Annotated in this window: 22 protein-coding genes; 16 read left to right on the plus strand and 6 right to left on the minus strand. The window is 43.6% G+C overall.

The annotated features are described in order from the left end of the window. The first annotated feature begins 149 nt into the window (after nt 1-149). A complete protein-coding gene (locus QPK24_RS08635) occupies nt 150-344 on the plus strand; it encodes a hypothetical protein (protein WP_285747882.1) in 195 nt (64 codons plus the stop codon). 144 nt (nt 345-488) lie between these two features. On the opposite strand, the gene ahpF is transcribed toward QPK24_RS08635, so the two are convergent. Further along, nucleotides 489-2018 (minus strand): alkyl hydroperoxide reductase subunit F, encoded by a 1530-nt coding sequence (ahpF, locus tag QPK24_RS08640; RefSeq protein ID WP_285747885.1) that lies wholly within the window; start codon nt 2016-2018, stop codon nt 489-491. 13 nt (nt 2019-2031) lie between these two features. Continuing rightward, nucleotides 2032-2595, minus strand: a complete 564-nt coding sequence (gene ahpC / locus QPK24_RS08645) for an alkyl hydroperoxide reductase subunit C (protein WP_285747887.1) — start codon at nt 2593-2595, stop codon at nt 2032-2034. A 798-nt stretch (nt 2596-3393) separates the two neighbouring features. Here ahpC and rsmD point away from each other — a divergent pair. Together rsmD and coaD are read left to right on the plus strand one after the other, a co-directional pair. Next, a complete protein-coding gene (gene rsmD, locus QPK24_RS08650; RefSeq protein WP_285747888.1) occupies nt 3394-4014 on the plus strand; it encodes a 16S rRNA (guanine(966)-N(2))-methyltransferase RsmD in 621 nt (206 codons plus the stop codon). Then, nucleotides 4007-4525 carry a pantetheine-phosphate adenylyltransferase gene (gene coaD / locus QPK24_RS08655; protein ID WP_160036480.1) on the plus strand — a complete coding sequence of 173 codons (519 nt, stop codon included), beginning with the start codon at nt 4007-4009 and terminating at the stop codon, nt 4523-4525. Before rsmD ends, coaD begins: the two co-directional genes overlap by 8 nt. Here the strand turns inward: coaD and QPK24_RS08660 are convergent. Then, on the minus strand, nt 4500-5750 hold the full coding sequence (locus QPK24_RS08660; RefSeq protein ID WP_285747891.1) for a nucleoside recognition domain-containing protein: 1251 nt from the start codon (nt 5748-5750) through the stop codon (nt 4500-4502). The two genes, coaD and QPK24_RS08660, sit on opposite strands and share 26 nt — an antisense overlap. Before the next feature lie 213 nt (nt 5751-5963). Here QPK24_RS08660 and QPK24_RS08665 point away from each other — a divergent pair, with 213 nt between their 5' ends. Continuing rightward, nucleotides 5964-7001 (plus strand): SepM family pheromone-processing serine protease, encoded by a 1038-nt coding sequence (locus QPK24_RS08665; protein ID WP_285747893.1) that lies wholly within the window; start codon nt 5964-5966, stop codon nt 6999-7001. Nucleotides 7002-7154: 153 nt separating this feature from the next. Here QPK24_RS08665 and QPK24_RS08670 read toward each other — a convergent pair whose 3' ends face one another. Beyond that, the gene (locus QPK24_RS08670; protein WP_407082965.1) at nt 7155-8411 is read right to left on the minus strand and encodes a nucleotidyltransferase; all 1257 of its coding nucleotides are present in this window, start codon (nt 8409-8411) and stop codon (nt 7155-7157) included. Between the two features lie 399 nt (nt 8412-8810). Between QPK24_RS08670 and QPK24_RS08675 the strand changes: the two genes are divergently transcribed. From QPK24_RS08675 to ftsY, 12 genes are all read left to right on the plus strand, one after another. Continuing rightward, nucleotides 8811-9317: a YceD family protein gene (locus tag QPK24_RS08675; RefSeq protein WP_285747895.1), complete on the plus strand. Its 507-nt coding sequence runs from the start codon at nt 8811-8813 to the stop codon at nt 9315-9317. 364 nt (nt 9318-9681) lie between these two features. Further along, nucleotides 9682-9855: a 50S ribosomal protein L32 gene (rpmF, locus tag QPK24_RS08680; RefSeq protein ID WP_160036476.1), complete on the plus strand. Its 174-nt coding sequence runs from the start codon at nt 9682-9684 to the stop codon at nt 9853-9855. Nucleotides 9856-10199: 344 nt separating this feature from the next. Continuing rightward, on the plus strand, nt 10200-10796 hold the full coding sequence (gene fapR / locus QPK24_RS08685; protein ID WP_201450751.1) for a transcription factor FapR: 597 nt from the start codon (nt 10200-10202) through the stop codon (nt 10794-10796). Next, nucleotides 10780-11769 (plus strand): phosphate acyltransferase PlsX, encoded by a 990-nt coding sequence (plsX, locus tag QPK24_RS08690; protein ID WP_285747898.1) that lies wholly within the window; start codon nt 10780-10782, stop codon nt 11767-11769. Before fapR ends, plsX begins: the two co-directional genes overlap by 17 nt. Before the next feature lie 5 nt (nt 11770-11774). Continuing rightward, nucleotides 11775-12770: a beta-ketoacyl-ACP synthase III gene (locus QPK24_RS08695; RefSeq protein WP_407082966.1), complete on the plus strand. Its 996-nt coding sequence runs from the start codon at nt 11775-11777 to the stop codon at nt 12768-12770. An 84-nt stretch (nt 12771-12854) separates the two neighbouring features. Then, entirely contained in the window at nt 12855-13796 is a 942-nt protein-coding gene (gene fabD / locus QPK24_RS08700; RefSeq protein WP_285747900.1) for an ACP S-malonyltransferase, read from the plus strand. A 44-nt stretch (nt 13797-13840) separates the two neighbouring features. Beyond that, nucleotides 13841-14590, plus strand: coding sequence for a 3-oxoacyl-[acyl-carrier-protein] reductase (gene fabG / locus QPK24_RS08705; protein ID WP_285747902.1), 750 nt, complete (start codon nt 13841-13843; stop codon nt 14588-14590). 120 nt (nt 14591-14710) lie between these two features. Next, nucleotides 14711-14944, plus strand: coding sequence for an acyl carrier protein (gene acpP / locus QPK24_RS08710; protein WP_160036471.1), 234 nt, complete (start codon nt 14711-14713; stop codon nt 14942-14944). Nucleotides 14945-15148: 204 nt separating this feature from the next. Continuing rightward, the gene (fabF, locus tag QPK24_RS08715) at nt 15149-16387 is read left to right on the plus strand and encodes a beta-ketoacyl-ACP synthase II (RefSeq protein WP_285747905.1); all 1239 of its coding nucleotides are present in this window, start codon (nt 15149-15151) and stop codon (nt 16385-16387) included. Between the two features lie 13 nt (nt 16388-16400). Continuing rightward, the gene (gene rnc, locus QPK24_RS08720) at nt 16401-17093 is read left to right on the plus strand and encodes a ribonuclease III (protein WP_160036469.1); all 693 of its coding nucleotides are present in this window, start codon (nt 16401-16403) and stop codon (nt 17091-17093) included. Nucleotides 17094-17372: 279 nt separating this feature from the next. Then, nucleotides 17373-20942: a chromosome segregation protein SMC gene (gene smc, locus QPK24_RS08725; RefSeq protein ID WP_285747908.1), complete on the plus strand. Its 3570-nt coding sequence runs from the start codon at nt 17373-17375 to the stop codon at nt 20940-20942. Between the two features lie 33 nt (nt 20943-20975). After that, entirely contained in the window at nt 20976-21980 is a 1005-nt protein-coding gene (ftsY, locus tag QPK24_RS08730) for a signal recognition particle-docking protein FtsY (protein ID WP_285747910.1), read from the plus strand. 245 nt (nt 21981-22225) lie between these two features. Here ftsY and QPK24_RS08735 read toward each other — a convergent pair whose 3' ends face one another. Together QPK24_RS08735 and QPK24_RS08740 are read right to left on the minus strand one after the other, a co-directional pair. Further along, complete coding sequence (locus QPK24_RS08735) at nt 22226-22429, minus strand: hypothetical protein (protein WP_160036466.1); 204 nt, start codon at nt 22427-22429, stop codon at nt 22226-22228. Nucleotides 22430-22493: 64 nt separating this feature from the next. Further along, a complete protein-coding gene (locus tag QPK24_RS08740; protein ID WP_285747912.1) occupies nt 22494-22817 on the minus strand; it encodes a hypothetical protein in 324 nt (107 codons plus the stop codon). Nucleotides 22818-22822: the final 5 nt, after the last annotated feature.

Raw genomic sequence — 22822 nt, forward strand, 5'->3', positions numbered from 1 at the left:
TTTAACTTTTAACTTTTTCGCCCTCAAAGCGTTTATAGAGTATATCCCTTCCTATTTTATCAAAAGGTATTATGAAAATTGATTCAGCGTAGTCAATAACATGTGAGTAAGAAGAAGTAGGAGTATAGTTTGCTAAAGGGGGCAGTACGATGAATGACGATCATTTCCAAGATCAGAACCAATTTTCTAAACCCATGGATCCATATAGCGCTAAATCAAACTTTGATGTGAAGGAAGAGGAACTGCATAAAAATGGTGTTCCCTCCTTATGGCGTGAAGTTTCTAATTTGCTGATTATCGTTGGAATTATTGCAGGCGTAATTCTATTATCTCGAATTTTTTAGTTATAGAATTTGAAATAGGGATATCGTGTTAAAAACCAAAACCAAAACCAAAACCAAAACCAAAACGAAAAAAACAGACCAAAACACAAAAACAACCGAATTGGATAACCATTCGGTCGTTTTTGTGTTTCAAGATGATATATATTAATTGCGGATAAGATAGTCAAATGCTCCAAGTGAAGCTGTTGCACCTGATCCCATTGAGATAATGATTTGTTTGTAGGCACTGTCTGTGCAGTCGCCGGCAGCAAATACGCCAGGAAGGCTTGTTGCACCGTGTTTATCTACAATAATTTCACCCATTCTCGTACGTTCAATCGTGTCGCCTAACCAATCTGTATTTGGAACAAGACCGATTTGAACAAATACCCCTTGAAGTTCGATATGTTGAACCGTTCCTGTATCGCGTTCAATATAGGAAATACCATTTACTTTGTCGGTACCTGTAATTTCCTTGGTTTGAACATTTTTAAGAACCGTAACGTTTGGCAAGCTGTAAAGGCGCTCTTGAAGAACAGAGTCTGCTTTAAGCTCAGGCATGAACTCAAGTACTGTTACATGTTTTACGATACCAGCAAGGTCAATGGCAGCTTCAATACCAGAGTTACCACCGCCGATTACAGCAACATGTTTTCCTTCAAACAATGGGCCGTCGCAGTGAGGGCAGTAAGCTACGCCTTTGTTTTTAAACTCGGCTTCGCCCGGTACGCCAACATTACGCCATCTAGCACCTGTGGAAAGAATAACCGTCTTACTCTTAACCACAGCACCGTTTTCCAGCTCGATTTCGATAAGGTCTTTTTTCTCCAGACGTTTTGCACGCTGCAGGTTCATCAGATCAATATCGTACTCTTTTACGTGTTCTTCGAGGCTTGCAGCCAGTTTCGGACCTTCGGTATGTTTCACACTGATAAAGTTCTCGATACCCAGTGTATCCATAATTTGTCCGCCGAAACGTTCTGCAATAATACCTGTACGAATTCCTTTACGTGCAGCATAAATAGCAGCACTAGCACCTGCTGGTCCACCGCCGACAACGAGTACATCATATGGTTCTTTATTGTTGAACTCGGATGCATCTGGAGTGCTTCCTACTTTTGCAAGAATTTCTTCCAGTGTCATACGGCCGCTTCCAAATGATTCTCCATTCAAGAAAACAGTAGGAACAGCCATAATATCTTTGCTCTCCACTTCTTCCTTAAATGCAGCACCATCGATCATGGTATGTGTGATGTTCGGATTCAGTACGCTCATTACGTTTAGCGCTTGAACGACATCAGGACAGTTGTGGCAAGACAAGCTGATGTAAGATTCAAAATGAAGCTCATCTTGAATACTTTTCACTTGATCAATTACCTTTTGATCTACTTTTGGAGGTCTGCCGCTTACTTGAAGCAAAGCGAGTACCAAGGAAGTAAATTCATGTCCTAAAGGAATACCAGCAAAAACAACACCAGTGTTTTCAGAAACACGGTTAACACTGAAGCTTGGTGTTCTTTCCAATTGTGCTTTTTCAACTTTAATTCTGGAGGACATCGTAGCAAGCTCGTCCACTAGGGAAAGCATGTCACGGGAGACTTCATCGTCTCCCGCACATACTTTAAGTACTACGTCGCCTTCCAGAAGCTGAAGATATTGTTCTAATTGAGCTTTAATATCTGCTTCTAGTATCATATTGACGCACTCCTTAGATTTTGCCTACAAGATCAAGGCTTGGTTTCAGTGTTGCACTACCTTCTTGCCATTTAGCCGGGCATACTTCACCTGGGTTGTTACGAACATATTGTGCTGCTTTGATTTTGTTAACAAGTGTACTTGCGTCACGGCCAATACCGCCAGCATTAATTTCTACGGTTTGGATAACACCATCTGGATCGATGATGAAAGTACCGCGGTCAGCAAGACCAGCTTCTTCGTCTAGTACATCAAAGATACGGGAGATTTTTTGGGAAGGGTCACCGATCATGATGTATTCGATTTTACCGATAGTTTCGGAATGATCGTGCCAAGCTTTATGTGTAAAGTGAGTATCAGTAGATACAGAGTATACTTCTACGCCAAGATCTTTCAGTGTAGCATATTGATTTTGAAGATCTTCAAGTTCAGTTGGGCATACGAAAGTGAAGTCAGCAGGGTAGAAGCATACAACGCTCCATTGACCTTTAAAGTTTTGTTCAGTTACTTCGATAAATTCACCTTTTTGAAAAGCGTTAGCTTTAAATTCTTGGACTTCTTTTCCGATTAGAGACATATTCATGTTCCTCCTAATAGTGGTATGTTTGTTATTGCAGAATTCATATTTAATTAGTATGGAGATAAAACTCAAAACTAATTAAATAATAATAATTCTAATCTGATAATTATTATCATATAACCTTATCATTCTGTCAAGAATAATTCTCAATTAGATTTAAACTTTTATCTCATAGACGTTTTATTTTAATAAACTCTACTCTGCCCAGTGAAGTGTTGTTTCATTAAAGGGACATCTGCGAAGAAAAGAGGAGTATCTTCAGTATCTTCATCTATAAGCTTACAGAGAATAGAATCAATATTCAAATGCACGGTGCTTTGTTGTGTACAGTTTTTATATGGGGAATTCCTTTGAAGTCAGGCTAATACTTGCAATCCAATTGTTAAATTTAGAGTGGAAATGATGAGTGAGAAGAATCTATTTAAAGGAGCAGAGAATATCAGAGAAGAAACTAGTAATTTTCCTTCTTCTATTATAGAGGTCAGAAAAGTATATTTAAAGTGATTGTTTTCCTTTACAAAATAATTTTGGGCGCCTCTTTCGAGACGCCCAAATCATGGGAGAGGAGAAACCGGATGAAGAGCTTATGGGGAAACGTAAGTCTTCTCCGCGGTTGTCTACGGCACTTGTGATGCCGATAATTACATCATGACCGCTCTCACGTAAGTTTATACATGACCGGGCCAATTCTTTTTGCAAAATTGATTTAGGCATTTTCACATCTATTATAGATTGTGGTACGATATCGGTATAATAAAGGCACATATTAAGACAGAAACAGGGTGACATAAAAAGGTGAGAGTGATATCAGGCACAGCAAAAGGAAGACCGCTTAAAGCAGTTCCCGGAACAGGGACACGCCCGACAACCGATAAGGTGAAGGAAGCGGTCTTTAGTATGATTGGACCTTATTTTGAAGGTGGAAATGTGCTCGATCTGTTCGCTGGCAGCGGCGGACTTGGCATAGAGGCACTTAGCAGAGGGATGGAAAAGGGGATATTTATCGACCTTGAACCCAAAAGTATTGAAGTTATTCGAGCTAACTTGAAGGCTACCAAGCTTGAGAGTAAGGCAGAAGTGTATCGTAATGAGGCTGGCAGAGCTTTGAAACTGCTCGCAAAACGTGCTTACAAGTTTGATGTTGTTTTTCTAGATCCGCCTTACCGGATGAAAAATGCAGATGAACTCATGCTGGCGATGCAGGAGAACGATATGTTATCTGAAGATGCAATTGTAGTTGTTGAATATGATGCAGATCATGAGTATGAAGAAAACTTTGGACATTTTGCCCAAACTCGAAAAACTACCTATGGTGATACAGCTATATCGGTATACCATTATTCTCCCAGCACTGAAGCAGTGGAGGAAGATACAAGTCATAATGAAACAAGTCAGGAGATACAAGTCGATGAATAAAGAAGTACACTCAGGCGAGAGAGTAGCCGTCTATCCGGGTAGTTTTGATCCCGTAACGATGGGGCATCTCGATATCATTACAAGAGCTTCCAAACAGTTTGATCGTCTGGTGGTTGCTGTTTTGAACAATAAAAGCAAGAATCCTCTATTTTCGGTAGAGGAGCGTGTTGAATTACTGGAGATGGTTACGAAGGATCTGCCCAATGTAGAAGTGGATAGTTTTCGTGATCTTACTGCGAGCTATGTACGCGTTAAAGGGGCCGATGTTATTGTGCGCGGAATTCGGTCGGTAACGGATTTTGAATACGAATTGCAGCTCGCGTCCTTGAATAAGAAATTGAATAAGGACGCCGAGACTATTTTTATGATGACCGATCCGATTTATTCCTATCTTAGTTCCAGTGTGGTTAAGGAAATTGCAAGCTTTAATGGAGATGTAACAGACCTAGTGTCCAAAGAAGTGGAAGAAGCGCTTAGACGTAAAGTTAATGAGAAAAAGGCCCTCGAGTAGACTTCCATCCGGCAATCCATTTGGATAACAAAATGAACGTTGTTAGCAGCAAAATGAGAAGTAGCCCGAACCATCCTGCATACTGAAAACCGTTTATTACAGGTTCTGAGATGCTGTTTACTGCGGTGGAAGCGTCATTGAACACGGTTTTAGTGGAGACAAGCCACATTTTAATGGGTGTCCACAGGATCAGGACAAGAATATAGGAAATACATGCATGTAATATTCGTCCAAAAGTAAAGATAGATGTGCTGATTCCGTATGGCTTCAAGAGAGCTGAGACTTGCCAGTGTGAACTGAGCCCTCCCCAGCCGATCGCCGCTGCAAGTAGCCCGAACTGGATTGGCTGCGAGATGATATCAGTGGAACGAAGAGCATAAGCCCCAAGGTGTATTTCGAAAAAAGAAGACCAGAGATAATCCGGCAAAAATGGAGTGATGTATTTTCCAATCAACCTTATTAGGACAGAAAATACGATCATTGAGCCGCCTGTCATCATTAATACTTGAACGGCATGACTTACTGTATCTCCGAGCAGTTTCCCAAAACTTCGGCCGTCTTTTTTTCTAGTCATAGCAGCGGTTTGATACATGGAGTAGAGAAGACCTTTTTTTGGAACGGCTGATTCGTGTAAGTGCGGGTTCGTATTACTTACCGATACGGCATCATTCTTGTCAGCAAATCTCGCGAGAATGAATCCGGAAAGGATACCAGCTGCCCAGTGAACCAGGATGAGCACGTAACCGACAACGGGATTTTGATAAAAAGCGGCACCAATGACAACGAGAAGTGTCATAGGATTGGTAAAATGCGTGAGCGCAGCAAGCCGGGAGGCTTCTTTTGACGTGATTAACTTTTGTTCATACAGCTGTACTGCAGTATCGGCTCCGGAAGGGAAACCAGCACTCATGCCCATGGCTAGTCCCATACCGGTTGCTCCCGGCATTCGGAAACCTTTTTTCATTAAGGGGTCGATAAGTACACCCAGTCCGTGGGTAAAACCGTAAGCAGTCAGCATCTGGGACAGCATTAGGAAGGGCAGCAAGGCAGGAAACACCATTTTCCACCAGATATCAAGTCCTTGTATAGAGGCTTCAAACGCCTCTTCGGGTGTAGAAATAATAGCGACTACGAGGAAAAGAGCACCTATACCCAGCAGTACTGTGATGAGATAGGGAGGAATCAAGGAGCGCATACCTGCACTTGTTTTCTTATTAAGGTTCAATGAACGATCACCTCTATAGGTAAGATAAAGACCGACCCTGTAAAAAAAGGCGCGGTTTTTTTTAAGGTTTTAAGGTTGAATGGTAGTGGTGCAACATGTTCTTGTTAGCTTCTGCTTGATGTTCTGTGGATGAATATGTTGTCCTATACATGTATATGTAGAATACAAAGAACAAGAACAAGCTGTCTGTAAGTAAGGAGGAGGTGAACGTTCATGAGTGATATGCGTAGAAAAAGCGGAATGCGAACGACGCTATATATCGCCCTACTTGCCATTGTGGTTTATGTTTTGGTGTATATGCCTACGCCGTATATCATTACTCAGCCGGGTTCGGCAGAGGCAGTAAAACCCATGGTCGAAGTAAAAAATGGGGATGAACAAGAAGAGGGCGAATTTCTCATGACCACCGTATCGGCGAGTTACGCGAATTTGTCACTCCTCTTTTTATCTGTGTTTAATAATCATGCGGAGATTGGAAAGAAAGCAGAGCGTCTCCACGGAAAATCAAAAGATGAATATTCGGCGGAGCAGGTTTTCTATATGAGTGATTCTCAATCTTCTGCTATGGAAGCTGCATATGAGCAGGCTGGCATTCAGTATAGTATTGTACCTGAGCATATATTTGTGTTTGGTCTGTCCAAAGATCCTGCGCCTCAAGGGGATATTGAGGCCGGAGATAAAATACTGTCTGTAAATGGGGTGCCTACTCCTGATCATACGGTTCTGTCAAAGGAACTGGAGGGTAAAAAAGCGGGAGACTCCATTGAAATGCAGTTAAATCGGAATGGAGAGACCATCACGAGAGAAGTTACGCTAGTACCGATTAAAGATACGAATACGGGGAAGACAAGAGCCGGTCTTGGCGTGATGATCGGAACCATTCAGAAGGTAAAGTCCGAAGATCCGGCCCACCAGATCGTATTTAAGGATACCCGGGTAGGCGGTCCTTCTGCAGGACTTATGTTTACGCTGGAAATTTATAATCAGCTTACTCCAGGGGATTTGACTAAAGGCCACATTATTGCGGGAACAGGAACGATCACGAAAGAAGGCATCGTTGGACCCATCGGCGGTGTAGTTCATAAAATTGTAGCTGCGGACCGAGAAAACGCGGAAATTTTCTTTGTACCTAGAGATAATTATGAGGATGCAAAGAAAAAGGCAGATTCCATCAAAACAGAAATGAAACTCGTTCCTGTGGACACGGTAGAGGATGCCCTTGAATATATCGATACGCTTTCCGAAAAATAAAACTTTTTTCATCACATCTCAGGATGGTGATGAAAATTACACGTAAAAAAATAGGGCACATAACTTGAGGTCGGAGACTTCACGTTATATGCCTTATTTTTATTGAATGATCAATTATAGATGATCATATGTTTTAGCTGCATAGATTTCATATCATTTTTCTACAATCCGTACAGGGGATTCGTAAAAATCACGATACAATAGCCTTGGGTCCGGCTTAGGCATGCCCATTCCATAGACAGCTGTAGCCTGCTGATCCCATGTTAATTGATCATGCTCGAAGGCAGACGTTTTAATAACGATCGGCAGTGTTGCTTTTTTGCGCATTTCTTTTAACAAGGCTTGTCCTTTATCCGTAAAACCAAGAACCCGAATATAATGAGGTCCTTGGCGAAGAATATCCGGTGTCATTTTCTCCTTCTCATGATGTAGAAGAATATGAGTCAGCATGCGCTGAAGTTTTGTTTTTGTATACCTTTTCGTTTTGACCGCTTCTAGGAGAGCATGGATGGAGAGCTCCGGAAGCTGAGGGAGCATTTTCAGTAAACGATGCTCGAGGCCCTCAGTGACCTCGCCAAAGCGCGCTAGTTCCTTCGGGCTCTTCGTCACGAGCTGGGTAAAAAGCGCGTCACGGTAGCGCTCCAGATCCACAGGAGCGCGTCCATTCTGCCATTCGCGCTGCAGAATGGCTAGTACCTCCGCCGGCACATAAGGTGCCGCGGCGGCAAGGCCGTCCTCGCCGAGCAGAAGCCGGCGCACGGCTGTTGCACTTGCGATGCTGCCGGTGCTCGGCATCGCATCGTGGTACCCGGCGCCGGTACGCTGCGCCGTGAAGGGCCTGATCGCGCTGCCTAAACGGCGCAGCGCGATAAGATAGTGCAGCCCAAGTGTATTATTGGGCTGCTTCAGCAAGGCCAGTGCCCCCGCAGGATCACTGCCGGGGGCAAGAGCTGCCGCAGCCGCTGCATAGGCTGCGGGATAGCTTGCACCGCTGGCAAGCTGCTGCTGGAGGAGGGAAGCCAGAGCCTGCGGCTCACTGGCTAAGAGGTCCGCCAGCTCCACCAGCGGTGCAAGCTCACCTGATTCGCTGCCAAAGCAGAGCGAATCAACAACGCCTGTATGGTGCAAGGTGGCCACCGCACCATAGGCAAACCATTCCGCCGGCTGTACTGCATAGGCAGCCGGCAGTTCAAGCACGAGATCGACGCCGAGCGTAAGCGCCATCTCCGTTCGTGCCCATTTGCTGACGATCGCGGGTTCGCCGCGCTGCAAAAAATGCCCGCTCATGACGGCAACCACTGCGCTCGACTGTGTGAGCTTTTTCGATTCCTCTAGATGATATACGTGACCGTTATGCATGGGGTTATATTCTACAATCAGTCCTACCGCGGAATTCACGATATTGTTCAACCTCCCGGATTTGCTTAAGACCTGCTTTATTTGTTATCTTAGTTAAATCAATTTCATAATACCTTTCGTTGCTTTAATCGGGAGTATATATGGATCAAAATGGATCTATTTTTCTATATATAGTCCCAATTTTATCGTTTTGAATGAGTTATGAAATGGATTATAGCAGGATATTATTTTGAATTAGCCGTTACGGTAACTGTTTTTATACGAACAGCTTATTCTCCAATACAGGGTGTAAAGTTTAAAGTGTTGACAAACCTCTTTGAAAATCGTTATAATGATTTTTGTTTGTTAGACCCTTTTCTCAACATACTTATGTCTGTATTGCAACACACTAAGATAGTATACAGTAATAGGGCTGATTGAAAAAATGGTTTATCGTCTGGAGTGATTATAATGCAAATGTCATTTCGCAAGATGGCAGCAAGTACGGAACCTGTAAAGGTATCGGAACAACTTGATCTTAGTCATCTTATTCGAAACAACAAGGAAATCACAGCCGTTTCTCCTTTGCAGGCAGAACTAACACTAACTGCATTACCGGGAGACGTTGTGGATGTTCAAGGTCCGTTAACGGCCGAAGTGGATATGCTCTGCTCTCGTTGTCTAGGTAACGTACATGAACATTTAGATATGAAATTCGCCGAACAGTTCAAACAAGGAACAGAGCCGGAAGATGCGGATGAAGAAGATGATACCTTGTATGTGGACGAGGATATCGTGAATCTTGATCCATTTATGGAAGAATATTTCTTGCTGCATCTACCGTTTGCGCCGCTGTGTAAGCCCGATTGCAAAGGGCTGTGTCCTACATGCGGTACCGACTTGAACCAAAGCAGTTGTGACTGCGACAATACTGTTGTGGATCCACGGCTTGCTGGGCTTAAGGATTTCTTTAAATGATATTAATTATTTGATGCACCGCTTAGCGTGCATGAGTAATTGATAGTAGATATTAATCATTTGGTGCATCGCATTGCGTGCATGAATGATTGATAGTAGATATTAATCATTCGGTGTACCGCTTAGCGCGCATGAATGATTGATAGTAGATATTAATTATTTGGTGCATCACTTAGTGTGCGTGAATAATTAATAGTAACATTAATTGTTTGGTGTATCGCTTAGCGTACATAAATAATTAATGGTTGATATCAATAACTAGTTGCATCACAATAGGAATGCATGGATTATTGAATTTTTTTTGCTGAATACATGACATCTGTGCTATTATGCAACAGTTGATTTTGATAAGGAGGTGGGAATTGTGGCAGTACCTCAACGGAGAACATCCAAAACTCGTCGTGACAAACGTCGTACTCACTTTAAATTGGCAGTGCCAGGTATGGTGAAATGTGAACAATGCGGAGAAATGAAGCTTGCTCATCACGTATGCAAAGTGTGCGGAACGTACAAATCTAGAGAGATCATCTCTCAATAATAGCTTTGCTGCGAAATAGTACTCTATCCCAGGATAGAGTACTATTTTTTTGTTAGTAATAAAGCAGTACTTTCTTTTTGCGCCAGCTTCCTTTATACTAAGCTTTAGTACCAGGTTCTAACCTTGGTTAGATTGTGATCTAGAAATGGTTTTTAATCATTGCCTTTAGGTAGGAGATACCTGATTGACGAATGAATAACAGAGAATATAATGTTTTGAATATATAGATGGTTTGGCTATGCTTTACATAGACTAGACGCGGATTAGTTTCACATATACAAGGTGATGATTTAGCCTTGAGATTATAAATTTCGGAAGTAAGGGGGAGCTTGGTCATAGAACGCATACCGAAAAGACAGAGGCAACAGCAACTTGCACAGATGATTGAGGACAATCCTTTTATCACGGATCAAGAGTTAACCAGACTGCTGAAGGTAAGTATTCAAACGATTCGTCTTGATCGTATGGAACTTGGCATTCCAGAACTGCGTGAGCGGATGAAGCTGATGGCTGAAAGGTCATATGATCAAGTTCGCTCCCTTCCGTTACATGAAGTCATCGGAGATATTGTTGATCTTCAGCTTGATAAAAGTGGTATTTCCATTTTTGAAATTAAAGATGAACATGTATTCTCTAGAACGGGGATTGCGCGTGGACACTATGTGTTTGCGCAGGCCAATTCACTTGCTGTAGCGGTCATTAACGATGAGATTGCACTCACTGCCTCCGCAGATATTCGGTTTGTAAGACCGGTTCATTTAGGAGAAAAGTGTATTGCTAAAGCATATGTTCGTTCGATGCCTGAACAGAAGGGAAAGGCAAAAGTAGAAGTGTTCGCTTATGTCGGAGAGGAAATGGTGTTTCAAGGAAACTTCGTCATTTACCGATCTGCAAGACAAGATAGCGAAGAGGGAGGTAATCATCATGAGGATCGTCATTGATGCAATGGGAGGCGACAATGCACCGGCTGCAAGTGTAGAAGGTGCCCTTCTTGCCGCTAAGGAATGGAAAGATACCGAGATTGTACTTGTCGGAGACGAAACAGCAATTGCGCCTTATCTTGGGAATGAACGACCGCAGAACTTGACTGTTCAGCATGCATCGGAAGTGATTACATCCGATGACGAACCTGTTAGAGCTGTTCGCCGCAAGAAAGACGCCTCGATGGTCGTTGCAGGACGCATGCTTCGTGAAGGCAGTGCAGATGCGATGATCTCAGCTGGAAATACAGGTGCACTGATGACAACAGGGCTGCTCGTAGTAGGCAGAATGCATGGGATTGAGAGACCTGCCCTTGCTCCTATGATTCCAACCATCGATGATAAGGGAATGCTTGCGCTTGATCTCGGTGCGAATATGGATGCGAAACCAGAGCATCTTGCGCAGTACGCACTTATGGGAAGCATCTACCGTCAGAAAGTTCAAGGCATTGAGCGCCCGAGAGTGGGCCTTCTGAATGTCGGTACTGAACCGGGAAAAGGGAATGAACTGACGAAAGTTGCCTATCCTCTTTTGGAGAAGCTGCCGATTCATTTTATTGGAAATGTAGAAGCAAGAGATATTCTTATGGGAACATGTGATGTACTCGTCTGTGACGGTTTTGCAGGTAATATACTGCTGAAATCAGTAGAAGGCGCAGCGGGTGCTATTTTTGCTCTCTTGAAAGAACAGTTTACTTCTTCACTGAAGACAAAACTGGCAGCAGCCATGCTTATGCCGGAACTGCGCAGTCTAAAAGGAAAACTCGATTACAAAGAACATGGCGGTGCTCCTTTACTTGGACTTAGCCGTCTTGTTGTCAAGAGTCATGGATCAGCAGATGCAAATGCGATTAAGAATGCGGTTCGGCAGGCTAGAATCGCCATTGAGAATCAGCTGGTTGAAAGTATATCTAAGGAAATTACAGGGAAGTGAGTGACATGATGAATACACATTTACGTCCAGTCGGTGTCATCGGTACAGGTAAATATGTACCTGAACGTATTTTGACAAATCAGGATATGGAAAAAATGATGGATACCAATGACGAATGGATCGTTTCTCGTACTGGGATTCGGGAACGTCATATTGCAGCGCCTGAGCAAGCTACGTCTGATCTAGCTTTTGAAGCCGCGAAAGCAGCAGCTGCATCTGCAGGCATTAAGCATGAAGACATCGAACTTATCATTGTTGCAACGGTAACACCAGACAGTGCATTTCCATCCACGGCTTGTATTCTGCAAGATAAACTTGGTGCAAAAGGAGCGGCAGCTTTTGATCTGTCCGCTGCGTGTTCCGGATTTGTATATGGTCTCGCAACAGCAACAAGTATGATCCAAACGGGAATGTACAACAATGCACTCATAATAGGTGCGGATTGCCTTTCGAGAATTACAGATTATACAGACCGTAACACAAGTGTTCTTTTTGGAGACGGTGCTGGTGCTGTCATCCTGGGCGAAGTACCGGAAGGCCGCGGATTTAAGTCGTTTGACCTGGGAGCTGAAGGAGCAGGCGGTCCGCTTCTGAACTTGCAAGCAGGTGGTTCTAGGTTGCCAGCTTCAGAAGAGACGGTTGCGAATAAACAGCATTATATCTACATGAACGGAAGAGAAGTCTTCAAATTTGCGGTTCGTGTTATGGGAACAGCTACAATTGATGTACTAGCAAAAGCAGGACTTGGAAAAGAAGATGTAGATCTCTTCATTCCACATCAAGCTAATATCCGTATTATTCAATCTGCCATGCAGCGTCTTGAGCTTCCAGAGGAGAAGGTAGTTATTAATGTGGACAAGTATGCGAATACTTCTGCAGCATCCATACCTCTCGCACTCGTTGAAGCAGCGGAAGAAGGCCGAATGAAACCGGGCGATAAAGTGCTGATGGTTGGTTTTGGCGGCGGATTGACATGGGGAGCTTCGGTTCTCGTTTGGTAATCTAGTGACATAATTTCGTAATTATCATTTATTTATATTATTCTTTAACTCTAGTAATTGGTCGAAAGGAGTTTTGAATCTAGTATGGGCAAAATTGCTTTTGTATTTCCAGGACAAGGTTCTCAGTCTGTAGGAATGGCAAAAGATGCATACGATCAGGTAGAAGCATCCCAAGCTATTTTTAAACAAGCAGATGAAGCACTTGGATTTTCACTGAGCACGTTAGTGTTCGAAGGTCCAGATACGGATTTGAAACAAACAAAAAACACCCAGCCTGCACTATTGACAGCAAGTATTGCTCTTTTTGAAGCATTAAGGGAAAAAGACATTACCGCCGATTATATGGCAGGTCACAGTCTTGGTGAATATAGCGCGCTTGTTGCATCAGGCGTTATTTCGTTTCAAGATGCAGTATCCATTGTTCGTGCAAGAGGAACATTTATGGAGGAAGCAGTACCTGGAGGCCGTGGTGCCATGGCAGCGGTCCTTGGTGCAGAAAGAGAAGCTCTGGCTGAGCTCTGTGCTGCAATTTCTTCACAAGGGGAGGACTACTTGGTTGAACTGGCGAATCTTAATTCACCAGGACAAATTGTGGTCTCCGGCTTACAGGATGGTGTAAATGAAGTTGTTCAGCGTGTAAAAGAAGCAGGAGGAAAAAGAGCAATTCCTCTTGTTGTCAGCGGACCTTTCCACACCTCTCTAATGAAAGGTGCGGCCGAGAAGCTGCAAGAACGCTTAGCTCAAGTTACACTGCATGATGCAGCTGTTCCTGTTATTGCGAATGTCACTGCTGAACCGGTGACAGACGCAGAGAAGATTAAGAATCTTTTAGTTGAACAAGTCTATTCCTCTGTTAAATGGGAAGATACGGTCTTATACCTCGTAGAACAAGGCGTGGATACATTTATCGAGATTGGCCCTGGTAATGTGTTAACAGGTCTAATTAAGAAAGTAGACAAGTCCTTGAAGCTTTATAATGTGAACAATTTGGAAAGCCTGAATGTATTGGCTGCTGAACTTTCTTAAACATCTAACTTCGATGATACTTGAGGAAAGGAGGTACACAAGAGATGTCTATATCACTCAAAGGTCAAGTTGCTCTTGTTACAGGTGCGTCTAGAGGGATTGGACGCAGTATCGCCCTTGCCTTAGCTGATGCGGGCTGTCATGTTGCTGTGAATTATGCAGGTAACGAGGCTGCTGCTGCAGAAGTGGTGAAGCTGATTGAAGCAAAAGGGGTTCAGGCGTTCGCGGTGAAAGCGAATGTCGGAATTACCGCAGAAGCTGACCAAATGGTGAAGCAGGTCATCGAACAATGGGGAAAAATTGATATTCTGGTTAACAATGCGGGAATAACAAGGGATAACCTCATTATGCGAATGAAAGAGGAAGAATTCGACCAAGTTATTGAGACGAATCTGAAAGGCGTGTTCAATTGTCTAAAAGCGGTAACTCGCCCGATGATGAAACAACGATATGGCCGAATTATTAATATATCTTCTGTTGTCGGCGTGTTAGGGAATGCAGGTCAGGCCAATTATGTGGCTGCGAAAGCAGGGGTTATTGGTCTTACCAAATCTTCAAGCAGAGAATTAGCTTCTCGTGGAATTACGGTAAACTGTGTTGCACCTGGTTTTATTCAAACCGAAATGACACAGGAGTTATCTTCTGATATTGTAGAGGGCATGATGACAAATATTCCGCTTGGCAGATTGGGTCAGCCAGAGGAAATTGCTGGGGTAGTTACATTCCTTGCATCCGAGGCGGCTTCCTATATGACAGGGCAAACACTGCATGTTGATGGCGGAATGTATATGTAACCTGCCTAATCCTTCTAGTCATAGAAATCTATCTATAAGAAGCTATGAAGAGAGACATGTAGGGTCTATGGCATTTTACTAGTTATTCTCGTATAATACGAAAGAGGAGGTGAACCGGAAATGTCCGACGTATTGGAACGCGTAAAACGCATCGTAATTGATCGTTTAGGCGCTGATGAAGCTGAAGTAACGTTAGAAGCATCATTCAAAGATGATTTGGGTGCTGACTCTCTAGACGTTGTTGAATTGGTTATGGAACTCGAAGATGAGTTTGATATGGAGATCTCTGATGAAGATGCAGAGAAAATTACGACCGTAGGTGAAGTTGTAAACTACATACAATCACATACCTAAGTCACCCTGGAAGTCCCGCGCTTGCGCCTATCGCATAGGCGGGACTTCTTCTCCTAATTGCACCATAAGGCTTAAGGCCAACAAGAAGCCCATTTTATAGGTGTTTGTTATTAGACACATGTATAAAATGGGTTTCATTACATTAAAATCTGTTAACTAGCGTAACGCTCGCCGTTATGCAGTCGATATAGAGGTGAATTTGATTTGAGTCGTAGAGTTGTAGTGACAGGTATGGGTGTCATGACCCCAATCGGGAAAAATCTTGATGAATTATGGAACAGCTTGATGGAAGGCAAATCAGGAGTTTCCCTAGTAGAAGCTTTTGACGTGACCGACTATAACACCAAGATTGCTGCATCCATTAAAGATTTTAATCCCGAAGATTATATGGAGCGGAAAGATGCTCGTAAAATGGACCGTTTTGTCCAGTTCGCAGTTGCTGCCGGCTCGATGGCTTTGAATGATAGCGGACTTCAAATTGGTGAGAATATTGATGCTGAGGCTATTGGAGTTTCTGTAGGCTCCGGTATTGGCGGTCTTGGAACTTGGGAAGATCAGCATAACATTCTTCTTGAAAAAGGACCCAAGCGAGTGAGCCCTTTCTTCATTCCGATGATGATCGCAAATATGGCTTCTGGACAATTGTCTATTTCACTCGGTGCAAAAGGACCGAATACAACACAAGTAACGGCATGTGCAACAGGAAGTCATTCCATTGGCGATTCAATGCGCATGATTCAGCGTGGTGACGCAGAAGCGATGATCTGCGGCGGTGCAGAAGCAACCATTCGTCCAACAGGGATGGCAGGGTTTAACTCGATGCGTGCGATGTCTACACGCAATGATGAGCCGGAAAAAGCAAGCCGTCCATTTGATATCGATCGTGATGGTTTTGTAATGGGTGAAGGAGCCGGAATTCTTATTTTGGAATCACTGGATCATGCTCTTGCTCGCGGTGCTCACATTTATGGTGAAGTGGTAGGATACGGTTTGTCAGCTGACGCAAAACATATGACAGATCCCGATCCAGACGGCGGTGCACGCAGCATGAAGATGGCGATGAAGGATGCTGGAATTCAGCCAGATCAGGTCGATTACATTAATGCACACGGAACATCAACACCAGTTGGTGATAAATCCGAGACACAGGGAATTAAGATTGCGCTGGGAGACCATGCCTATAAAGTCGCAGTGAGTTCCACAAAATCAATGACAGGTCATATGCTTGGCGCTGCTGGCGGTGTAGAAGCGATCATTTGTGCCCTAGCCCTGAAGAACCAAACAATTCCTCCAACGATTAACTTGGACAACCCGGATCCGGAATGTGATCTTGATTATGTACCAAATCATCCGCGTGAGGCGAAACTTAATTATGTGCTTTCCAACTCCTTTGGATTTGGCGGTCACAACGCAACTGTAATTCTTAAAAAATATGAATCATAAGGGGTCAGTTCGATTGAATGCAGATCTGAAACAATTAGAGCGCAAACTTCAAATCGAGTTTAACAACCGTCCGTTGTTAAAACAGGCCTTTACCCATGCTTCGTATGTGAATGAACATAGATTCAGTCACAGTCAGGATAACGAAAGACTCGAATTCCTGGGAGATGCTGTACTGGAACTTACGGTATCGGAGTTTTTGTATAATGAACATCCGAACCGTCCAGAAGGCGAATTGACAAAGATGAGGGCAGCTCTTGTAAGAGAGCCCTCACTCGTCAAATTTGCTGAAGCATTGGATTTTGGCAAGTACGTTTTTTTGGGTAAAGGAGAAGAACTTACAGGGGGAAGAACCCGTCCAGCACTTTTAGCCGATGTATTTGAATCGTTTATTGGTGCCCTGTATCTTGATCAAGGTTTAGAGACGGTCAAGAAGTTTTTAGATAAACATATATTTGCCGGTCTTGTAATTGAAGGAGAACTCGCTCTTACCGATTTCAAGACAGAGCTTCAAGAACTTACGCAACATCATAATATGGGTGTACTTGAATATCGGATTGTGGAAGAGAGAGGACCTGCTCATGAGCGGGAGTTTGTCTCAGAGGTATATATGGGTAGCCAGAGACTCGGCCGAGGTTCGGGCCGATCGAAAAAGGAAGCAGAGCAAAAAGCAGCTCAGCTTGCACTAAACACATTGAAACTTCCTTAAAGATGGTTTGCTTATACGTGAACCTGAATTTTGACAAACGAAGAGCAAAGAGCAGCCCGCTTAAGTATGGAGTATCTTGCTGAACATGGGGGATGGACTGCTTTTTGCTCTTCTTTTTGTTGAATGAAGTTTGGATCAGCTTATAGAGGGATGGATGCAGCTTAATATGTGTTCCTTCTTAGGGAAGGCATGGACTTCATAGGATGTTTCACCTAAAATAAAGAACGGATGTACATACCCGTTTATGGACCGTGGTAAGGCATGGAGGTGTCAAGATAGATGTATTTAAAACGTATAGAGCTATCCGGCTTTAAATCGTTTGCTGATCGTACGGAGATGGAGTTTGTTCAGGGTATAACCTCAGTAGTTGGCCCGAACGGAAGCGGGAAGAGTAATATTTCTGACGGCATTCGCTGGGTACTGGGTGAACAGAGCGCTAAGTCCCTCCGCGGGGGCAAGATGGAAGATATTATATTTGCCGGAAGTGATACGCGAAAAGCAGTTAATTTTGCTGAAGTTTCTTTAACATTGGATAATGAAGATCAGGCACTCGCACTCGATTTTGGTGAAGTTACGGTAACTCGCCGTGTTCATCGAAGCGGGGACAGTGAGTATTTTATAAACAAACAACCATGCAGGTTGAAAGATATAACAGAGCTGTTCATGGATACAGGGATCGGGAAAGAAGCCTATTCCATTATCGGCCAAGGTCGTATCGAGGAAATTCTGAGTACACGTTCTGAAGACCGCCGTGGAATTTTTGAAGAGGCTTCAGGTATTGTGAAATACAAGTCTCGCAAAAAAGATGCAGTCCGCAAGCTGGATGATACGGAGCAGAATTTACTGCGTATTCACGACCTTGTGACAGAACTTGAAGATCAGATTGGTCCCCTCAGGGAACAGTCACAAAAAGCACTTCATTATAAAGAATTGAAAAATGAACTAAAGGAAAAAGAACTTTCCTTGTACGTATATCAAATTGAGCAAATTCATTCCTCATGGAGTGAGGCTAATGAACGTCTAGTTTCACTCAAAGAAAAACAGATGGAATTATCGGCGATTGTATCAAATCACGATGCCATTCTTGAACAGGACCGTACAGAGCTTCGTGAGGTCGAAGAGGCGGTTGAACGGCTTCAAGGAGAATTGCTTCACTATAGTGAAGCTACAGAGAAAAGTGAAGGATATCGTGAACTGCTAAAAGAGAGATTAAAAAACCTGTTAGCTAATAAAGAACAGTTGCTAAGCTCTCTGAGTGGAAGTGAAGAGCGTTATGTGGAACGTGAACAGGAGCTTGACAACTTCAGAGCCAAACTATCAACGCTTGAGCAAGAACTTGCTGAACTGCGGGAGACGTTATCTGCAGAGGAAGCGAAGCTTGTTGGTGTAACGGGCGGAATCAGTCAGGAACAAGAAGAAAACCTAAAAGGTAACCTTCTCGAACTGATGAATCAGATGGCGCAGGCCCGTAATGAGATTCGTTATGCGGATCAGCAGAAAGAATCAATTGAGCGTCGTTTAAACCGCGCTGATGAAGAATCAGATAAGTGGGAAGAAAAAAGAGATGAACTGCAAAAACGGAAGAGCCTGCTTGAGCAGAACATCCAAAAGTTACAGAAGGAAATCACTTCACTACGTACAGGATATATTTCAGAGAGTGAACGATATCATTCTCTTCAAAAACAGTATTCTGAAAGCCAGTCGACCATAAGAAAATGGGAACAAAAACGTGAAGCGCAGGTCTCAAGACGCGATACGATGAAGGAAATGCAGGATGATTTTGATGGCTTTATGACCGGTGTCAAAGAGGTGCTTAAAGCTTCTCGTAAAAACGTCTTGCAAGGGGTTCACGGCGCGGTCGCAGAACTCATCAAAGTACCGGAAAAAATCGAACTTGCTGTTGAAACGGCGATGGGAGCTTCACTGCAGCATGTGGTCATGGAAAATGAAGCTGTATCCCGCCAAGCGATTGCTTTCCTAAAACAGCGTCAGCTTGGTAGAGCTACCTTCTTGCCGCTGGATGTGATACGTCCGAGAACGATTGGCGCAGCTGATCGTGCAGTCATAGAGGCGTTAGATGGGTTTGTCGGGATCGGTGCAAATCTTGTTGAATATCATGCCAAGTATGAAGCCATTGTGGGCAGTTTACTCGGTAATGTCATCATTGCAGAACGCTTGGAAGATGCAAACCGTATTGCGGCGAAATGCCAGTATCGTTACCGTGTGGTTACTTTAGATGGAGACGTGGTGAATGCAGGCGGTTCGATGACGGGAGGAAGTCAGCACCGCAAAAATAGCAGCCTGCTGTCTCGTAAACGCCAGCTCGAACAGCTGGACCTAGATATTCAGGAAACGGAGAATCAAATCAGCAAACTCCTGCGTAATCTGGAAGAGATTAAAGAACAAACGGAACAATGTCAGGTTAGCCTCGACACCCTCCGTCAAAATGGAGATGATAAGCGGTCTGAGGAACAACAAGCATCACTGGAGTTAAAACAGCTCGAGCATGAACTGGGTCATGTTCTTACTCAGGTTGAGGCTGCGGGCCAAGAGAAAACAGGGTTTGCAGATGAAATAAAAGAACTAGAGCAGACACGCGCTAAGGCAGCTGAGAACTTATCTAGGCTGGAAGATGAGGAGAAAGCAACGCATCAGGCGATTCATGCGGCAGAATTCGCTCGTAAGGCGAATGAATCTGCCAAGGAAGAACTTCAAAACTCGCTTACCATCTTAAAAGTGAAGGAAGGTAAGCTGGACCAGGAAAGATTCTCCCTTGAAGAGCAGGTACGCCGTCTTGAACGGGAGTATCAAAATGTGGATAAAGAACGGTATCGGAATCGTACGCTGCTAGCTTCGGTAGAAGCTGACCTCAAAACGAACGAAGAGGAAAGTATTAAGCAGACAGAAGCACTCAATCAGTACAAACTGAAAAAAGAGGAAGCTTCAAAAGAACTTGATTTCAAACGTGCTTCTCGCAGTCAGCTTATCAAAAAGCTGGAAGAGGAAGAGAATGAGACAAGAGAACAGCGCCAGAGGCTCAAGACTTGCGAAGATGAGCTGAGAACAACCGAAATTAGTGTCAATCGTTTGGATGTTGAGCTGGACAATATTTTGAAAAAGCTGAATGATGATTACGAGCTTACGTATGAGCTGGCTAAACAGAGCTATGATATTCCTGAAGATATTGAAGGAAGCAAGGCTGATGTACAGCAGCTGAAACGAAATATCCAGGCGCTTGGTGAAGTGAATCTTGGTGCCATTGAGGAATATGAACGTGTGAATGAACGTTATACTTTCCTTAGTGAACAGAAAGAGGATCTAACACAGGCGAAGACGACACTCTATCAAGTCATTAAAGAGATGGATGATGAGATGTCGAGACGATTTAAAACAACGTTTGATGCGATTAAACGGGAATTTGGAACGGTATTCTCCAAGCTGTTTGGCGGGGGACGTGCAGATCTCGTCTTGATTGATCCGGATAAACTGCTGACGACTGGGATTGATATTGTTGCTCAGCCTCCGGGTAAAAAACTTCAAAATCTTCAGCTTCTATCTGGAGGAGAGCGAGCACTGACCGCGATGGCTTTATTGTTTGCTATTTTGCATGTGCGTCCTGTTCCTTTCTGTGTACTGGATGAAGTAGAAGCTGCACTAGACGAAGCAAACGTGGTTCGTTTTGCTCAGTACCTGCGTGAATTCTCTGAACAGACGCAGTTTATCGTCGTCACTCACCGGAAAGGTACGATGGAAGAAGCCGATGTCCTGTACGGGGTAACGATGGAAGAAGGCGGAGTATCTAAGCTTGTCTCTGTCAAATTAGAAGATGAAGAAGCGGTTATCGCATAACTACAGCACGTATTTTTGAGGTGGAGGGAACGTATGAGTTTCTTTAAAAAATTAAAAGAGAGTATTTCAACCAAAACAGAAACGGTCACGAATAAATTTAAAGACGGCCTGGAGAAAACACGAAAAGGCTTTGTTGAAAAGGTATCAGACCTTGTGATCCGCCGCAAAAAAATCGATGAAGAATTTTATGAAGAACTGGAAGAGATTCTAATCGGTGCGGATGTAGGAGTTAACACGGTGATGGACCTGATCGATGATCTGAGAGTAGAAGTGAAGAAACGCAAGATCGAAGATGCTGCGGAACTTCAACCTGTTCTTTCTGAGAAACTGACAGCTCTGCTTCGGTCTGAACAAGACAATGCGCTGAACATGAACAAAGATGGAATTACCGTTATTCTCTTTGTAGGGGTTAATGGTGTTGGTAAAACAACGACGATTGGTAAACTTGCACACCGTTTCAAACAGGAAGGCAAAAAAGTAATGCTCGCTGCAGGGGATACGTTCCGTGCAGGTGCGATTGAACAGCTGGAAGTTTGGGGAGAACGTGCCGGAGTAGAAGTGGTCAAACAACAAGCCGGATCAGACCCTGCTGCAGTTATGTACGACGCAGTTAAAGCAGCAAAACAGCGGAATGTGGATGTACTCTTGTGTGATACTGCGGGACGTCTTCAGAATAAATCAAACCTGATGGAAGAGCTCAACAAAATCTTCCGTGTCATTCAGCGCGAAATCCCAGGTGCTCCGCATGAAGTACTTATGGTGCTTGATGCAACAACGGGGCAAAATGCGCTGAGTCAGGCTAAATTGTTTGGAGAGAAGAGCGGGGTAACCGGACTTGTCCTAACGAAGCTGGATGGTACAGCAAAAGGCGGTATCGTTATTGCTATTCGCCAGGAGATGGATATTCCTGTGAAACTGGTCGGTCTTGGAGAGAAAGCGGATGATCTGCAGCCATTTGATTCGGATCAGTTTGTTCACGCCCTATTTGCAGGACTTATTCAAGAAGAGAATGAAAATGATAAAGAAAAAGAAGAGTAGAATCTGTATATAGCAAAATTCTACTTCTCATACCAAAAAAGATCGGACTCTAATGAAGGAGCCGATCTGGAGACTGCAGACAAACTAGCTTAAACTAGTTTGCCTGCAGTCTTTTTATTTTATATAGCTGCGGTAGCTGCGGAACTGCAATCCCTTATCAATCTGAACAGCAATTCCATTATGATCTCGGTCTTATTAGTCATATCTATCTTTCATCGTTTGATTAGATAACTTGTACGAGTAAGCTAGGCAGCAAGAATGCGGATGAGTTCCACCGATGAGAGGGGTACAAATGCAAGATCTCCGGGAGGTCCATAAATAATAGGAGGAACGCGGAGGATCAGCGTCGTTTCATCGACAGATACCAAGATACCATCTAAATAATCATTCGATGTTAGGATTTCAACTTCACTCCCTAAGAAGCCGCGAACCATATCTCTGAAATTCATTAATCATTCTCCTTTACAATTACAATTTTGAATTGCTTCTTTGTATCTCATTCGATATTCATGCTTATTGGGCTACAGATATGTTGTTATAAGGAATAATAACGATATCCCCCGTGTTTTCACGGATTTCGACGGCATCGACTCCTGCGGCAAGCACGGTACCGATCACCGTAATGCTTGTCGTACTAATACTGATATTGCGACCTGTCTGGGATTCAAAAAAAGTTTGCAATTCTAGATTTACGGTAAGCCCGGAGCGAACCTCAGATTCGAGCTGAGATAACCGGTCCTGGAGTAAATCGGCTTTTGCTGTTAATTCCTCTACTCGTTTATTGAGTCGCTGGATCTGTGCCGCAAACCGGCGGCAATTACAAAATAAAAAACACATGAATT

This window comes from Paenibacillus polygoni (assembly GCF_030263935.1).
Taxonomy (GTDB): Bacteria; Bacillota; Bacilli; order Paenibacillales; family Paenibacillaceae; genus Paenibacillus; species Paenibacillus polygoni.

Excerpts from the sequence above, each read along its gene's own strand:
- QPK24_RS08635 (WP_285747882.1), top strand. The coding sequence starts at position 150 with ATGAATGACGATCATTTCCAAGATCAGAACCAATTTTCTAAACCCATG.
- ahpF (WP_285747885.1), bottom strand. The coding sequence starts at position 2,018 with ATGATACTAGAAGCAGATATTAAAGCTCAATTAGAACAATATCTTCAG.
- ahpC (WP_285747887.1), bottom strand. The coding sequence starts at position 2,595 with ATGTCTCTAATCGGAAAAGAAGTCCAAGAATTTAAAGCTAACGCTTTT.
- coaD (WP_160036480.1), top strand. The coding sequence starts at position 4,007 with ATGAATAAAGAAGTACACTCAGGCGAGAGAGTAGCCGTCTATCCGGGT.
- QPK24_RS08665 (WP_285747893.1), top strand. The coding sequence starts at position 5,964 with ATGAGTGATATGCGTAGAAAAAGCGGAATGCGAACGACGCTATATATC.
- QPK24_RS08675 (WP_285747895.1), top strand. The coding sequence starts at position 8,811 with ATGCAAATGTCATTTCGCAAGATGGCAGCAAGTACGGAACCTGTAAAG.
- plsX (WP_285747898.1), top strand. The coding sequence starts at position 10,780 with ATGAGGATCGTCATTGATGCAATGGGAGGCGACAATGCACCGGCTGCA.
- QPK24_RS08695 (WP_407082966.1), top strand. The coding sequence starts at position 11,775 with ATGATGAATACACATTTACGTCCAGTCGGTGTCATCGGTACAGGTAAA.
- fabD (WP_285747900.1), top strand. The coding sequence starts at position 12,855 with ATGGGCAAAATTGCTTTTGTATTTCCAGGACAAGGTTCTCAGTCTGTA.
- fabG (WP_285747902.1), top strand. The coding sequence starts at position 13,841 with ATGTCTATATCACTCAAAGGTCAAGTTGCTCTTGTTACAGGTGCGTCT.
- acpP (WP_160036471.1), top strand. The coding sequence starts at position 14,711 with ATGTCCGACGTATTGGAACGCGTAAAACGCATCGTAATTGATCGTTTA.
- smc (WP_285747908.1), top strand. The coding sequence starts at position 17,373 with ATGTATTTAAAACGTATAGAGCTATCCGGCTTTAAATCGTTTGCTGAT.
- ftsY (WP_285747910.1), top strand. The coding sequence starts at position 20,976 with ATGAGTTTCTTTAAAAAATTAAAAGAGAGTATTTCAACCAAAACAGAA.
- QPK24_RS08735 (WP_160036466.1), bottom strand. The coding sequence starts at position 22,429 with ATGAATTTCAGAGATATGGTTCGCGGCTTCTTAGGGAGTGAAGTTGAA.
- QPK24_RS08740 (WP_285747912.1), bottom strand. The coding sequence starts at position 22,817 with ATGTGTTTTTTATTTTGTAATTGCCGCCGGTTTGCGGCACAGATCCAG.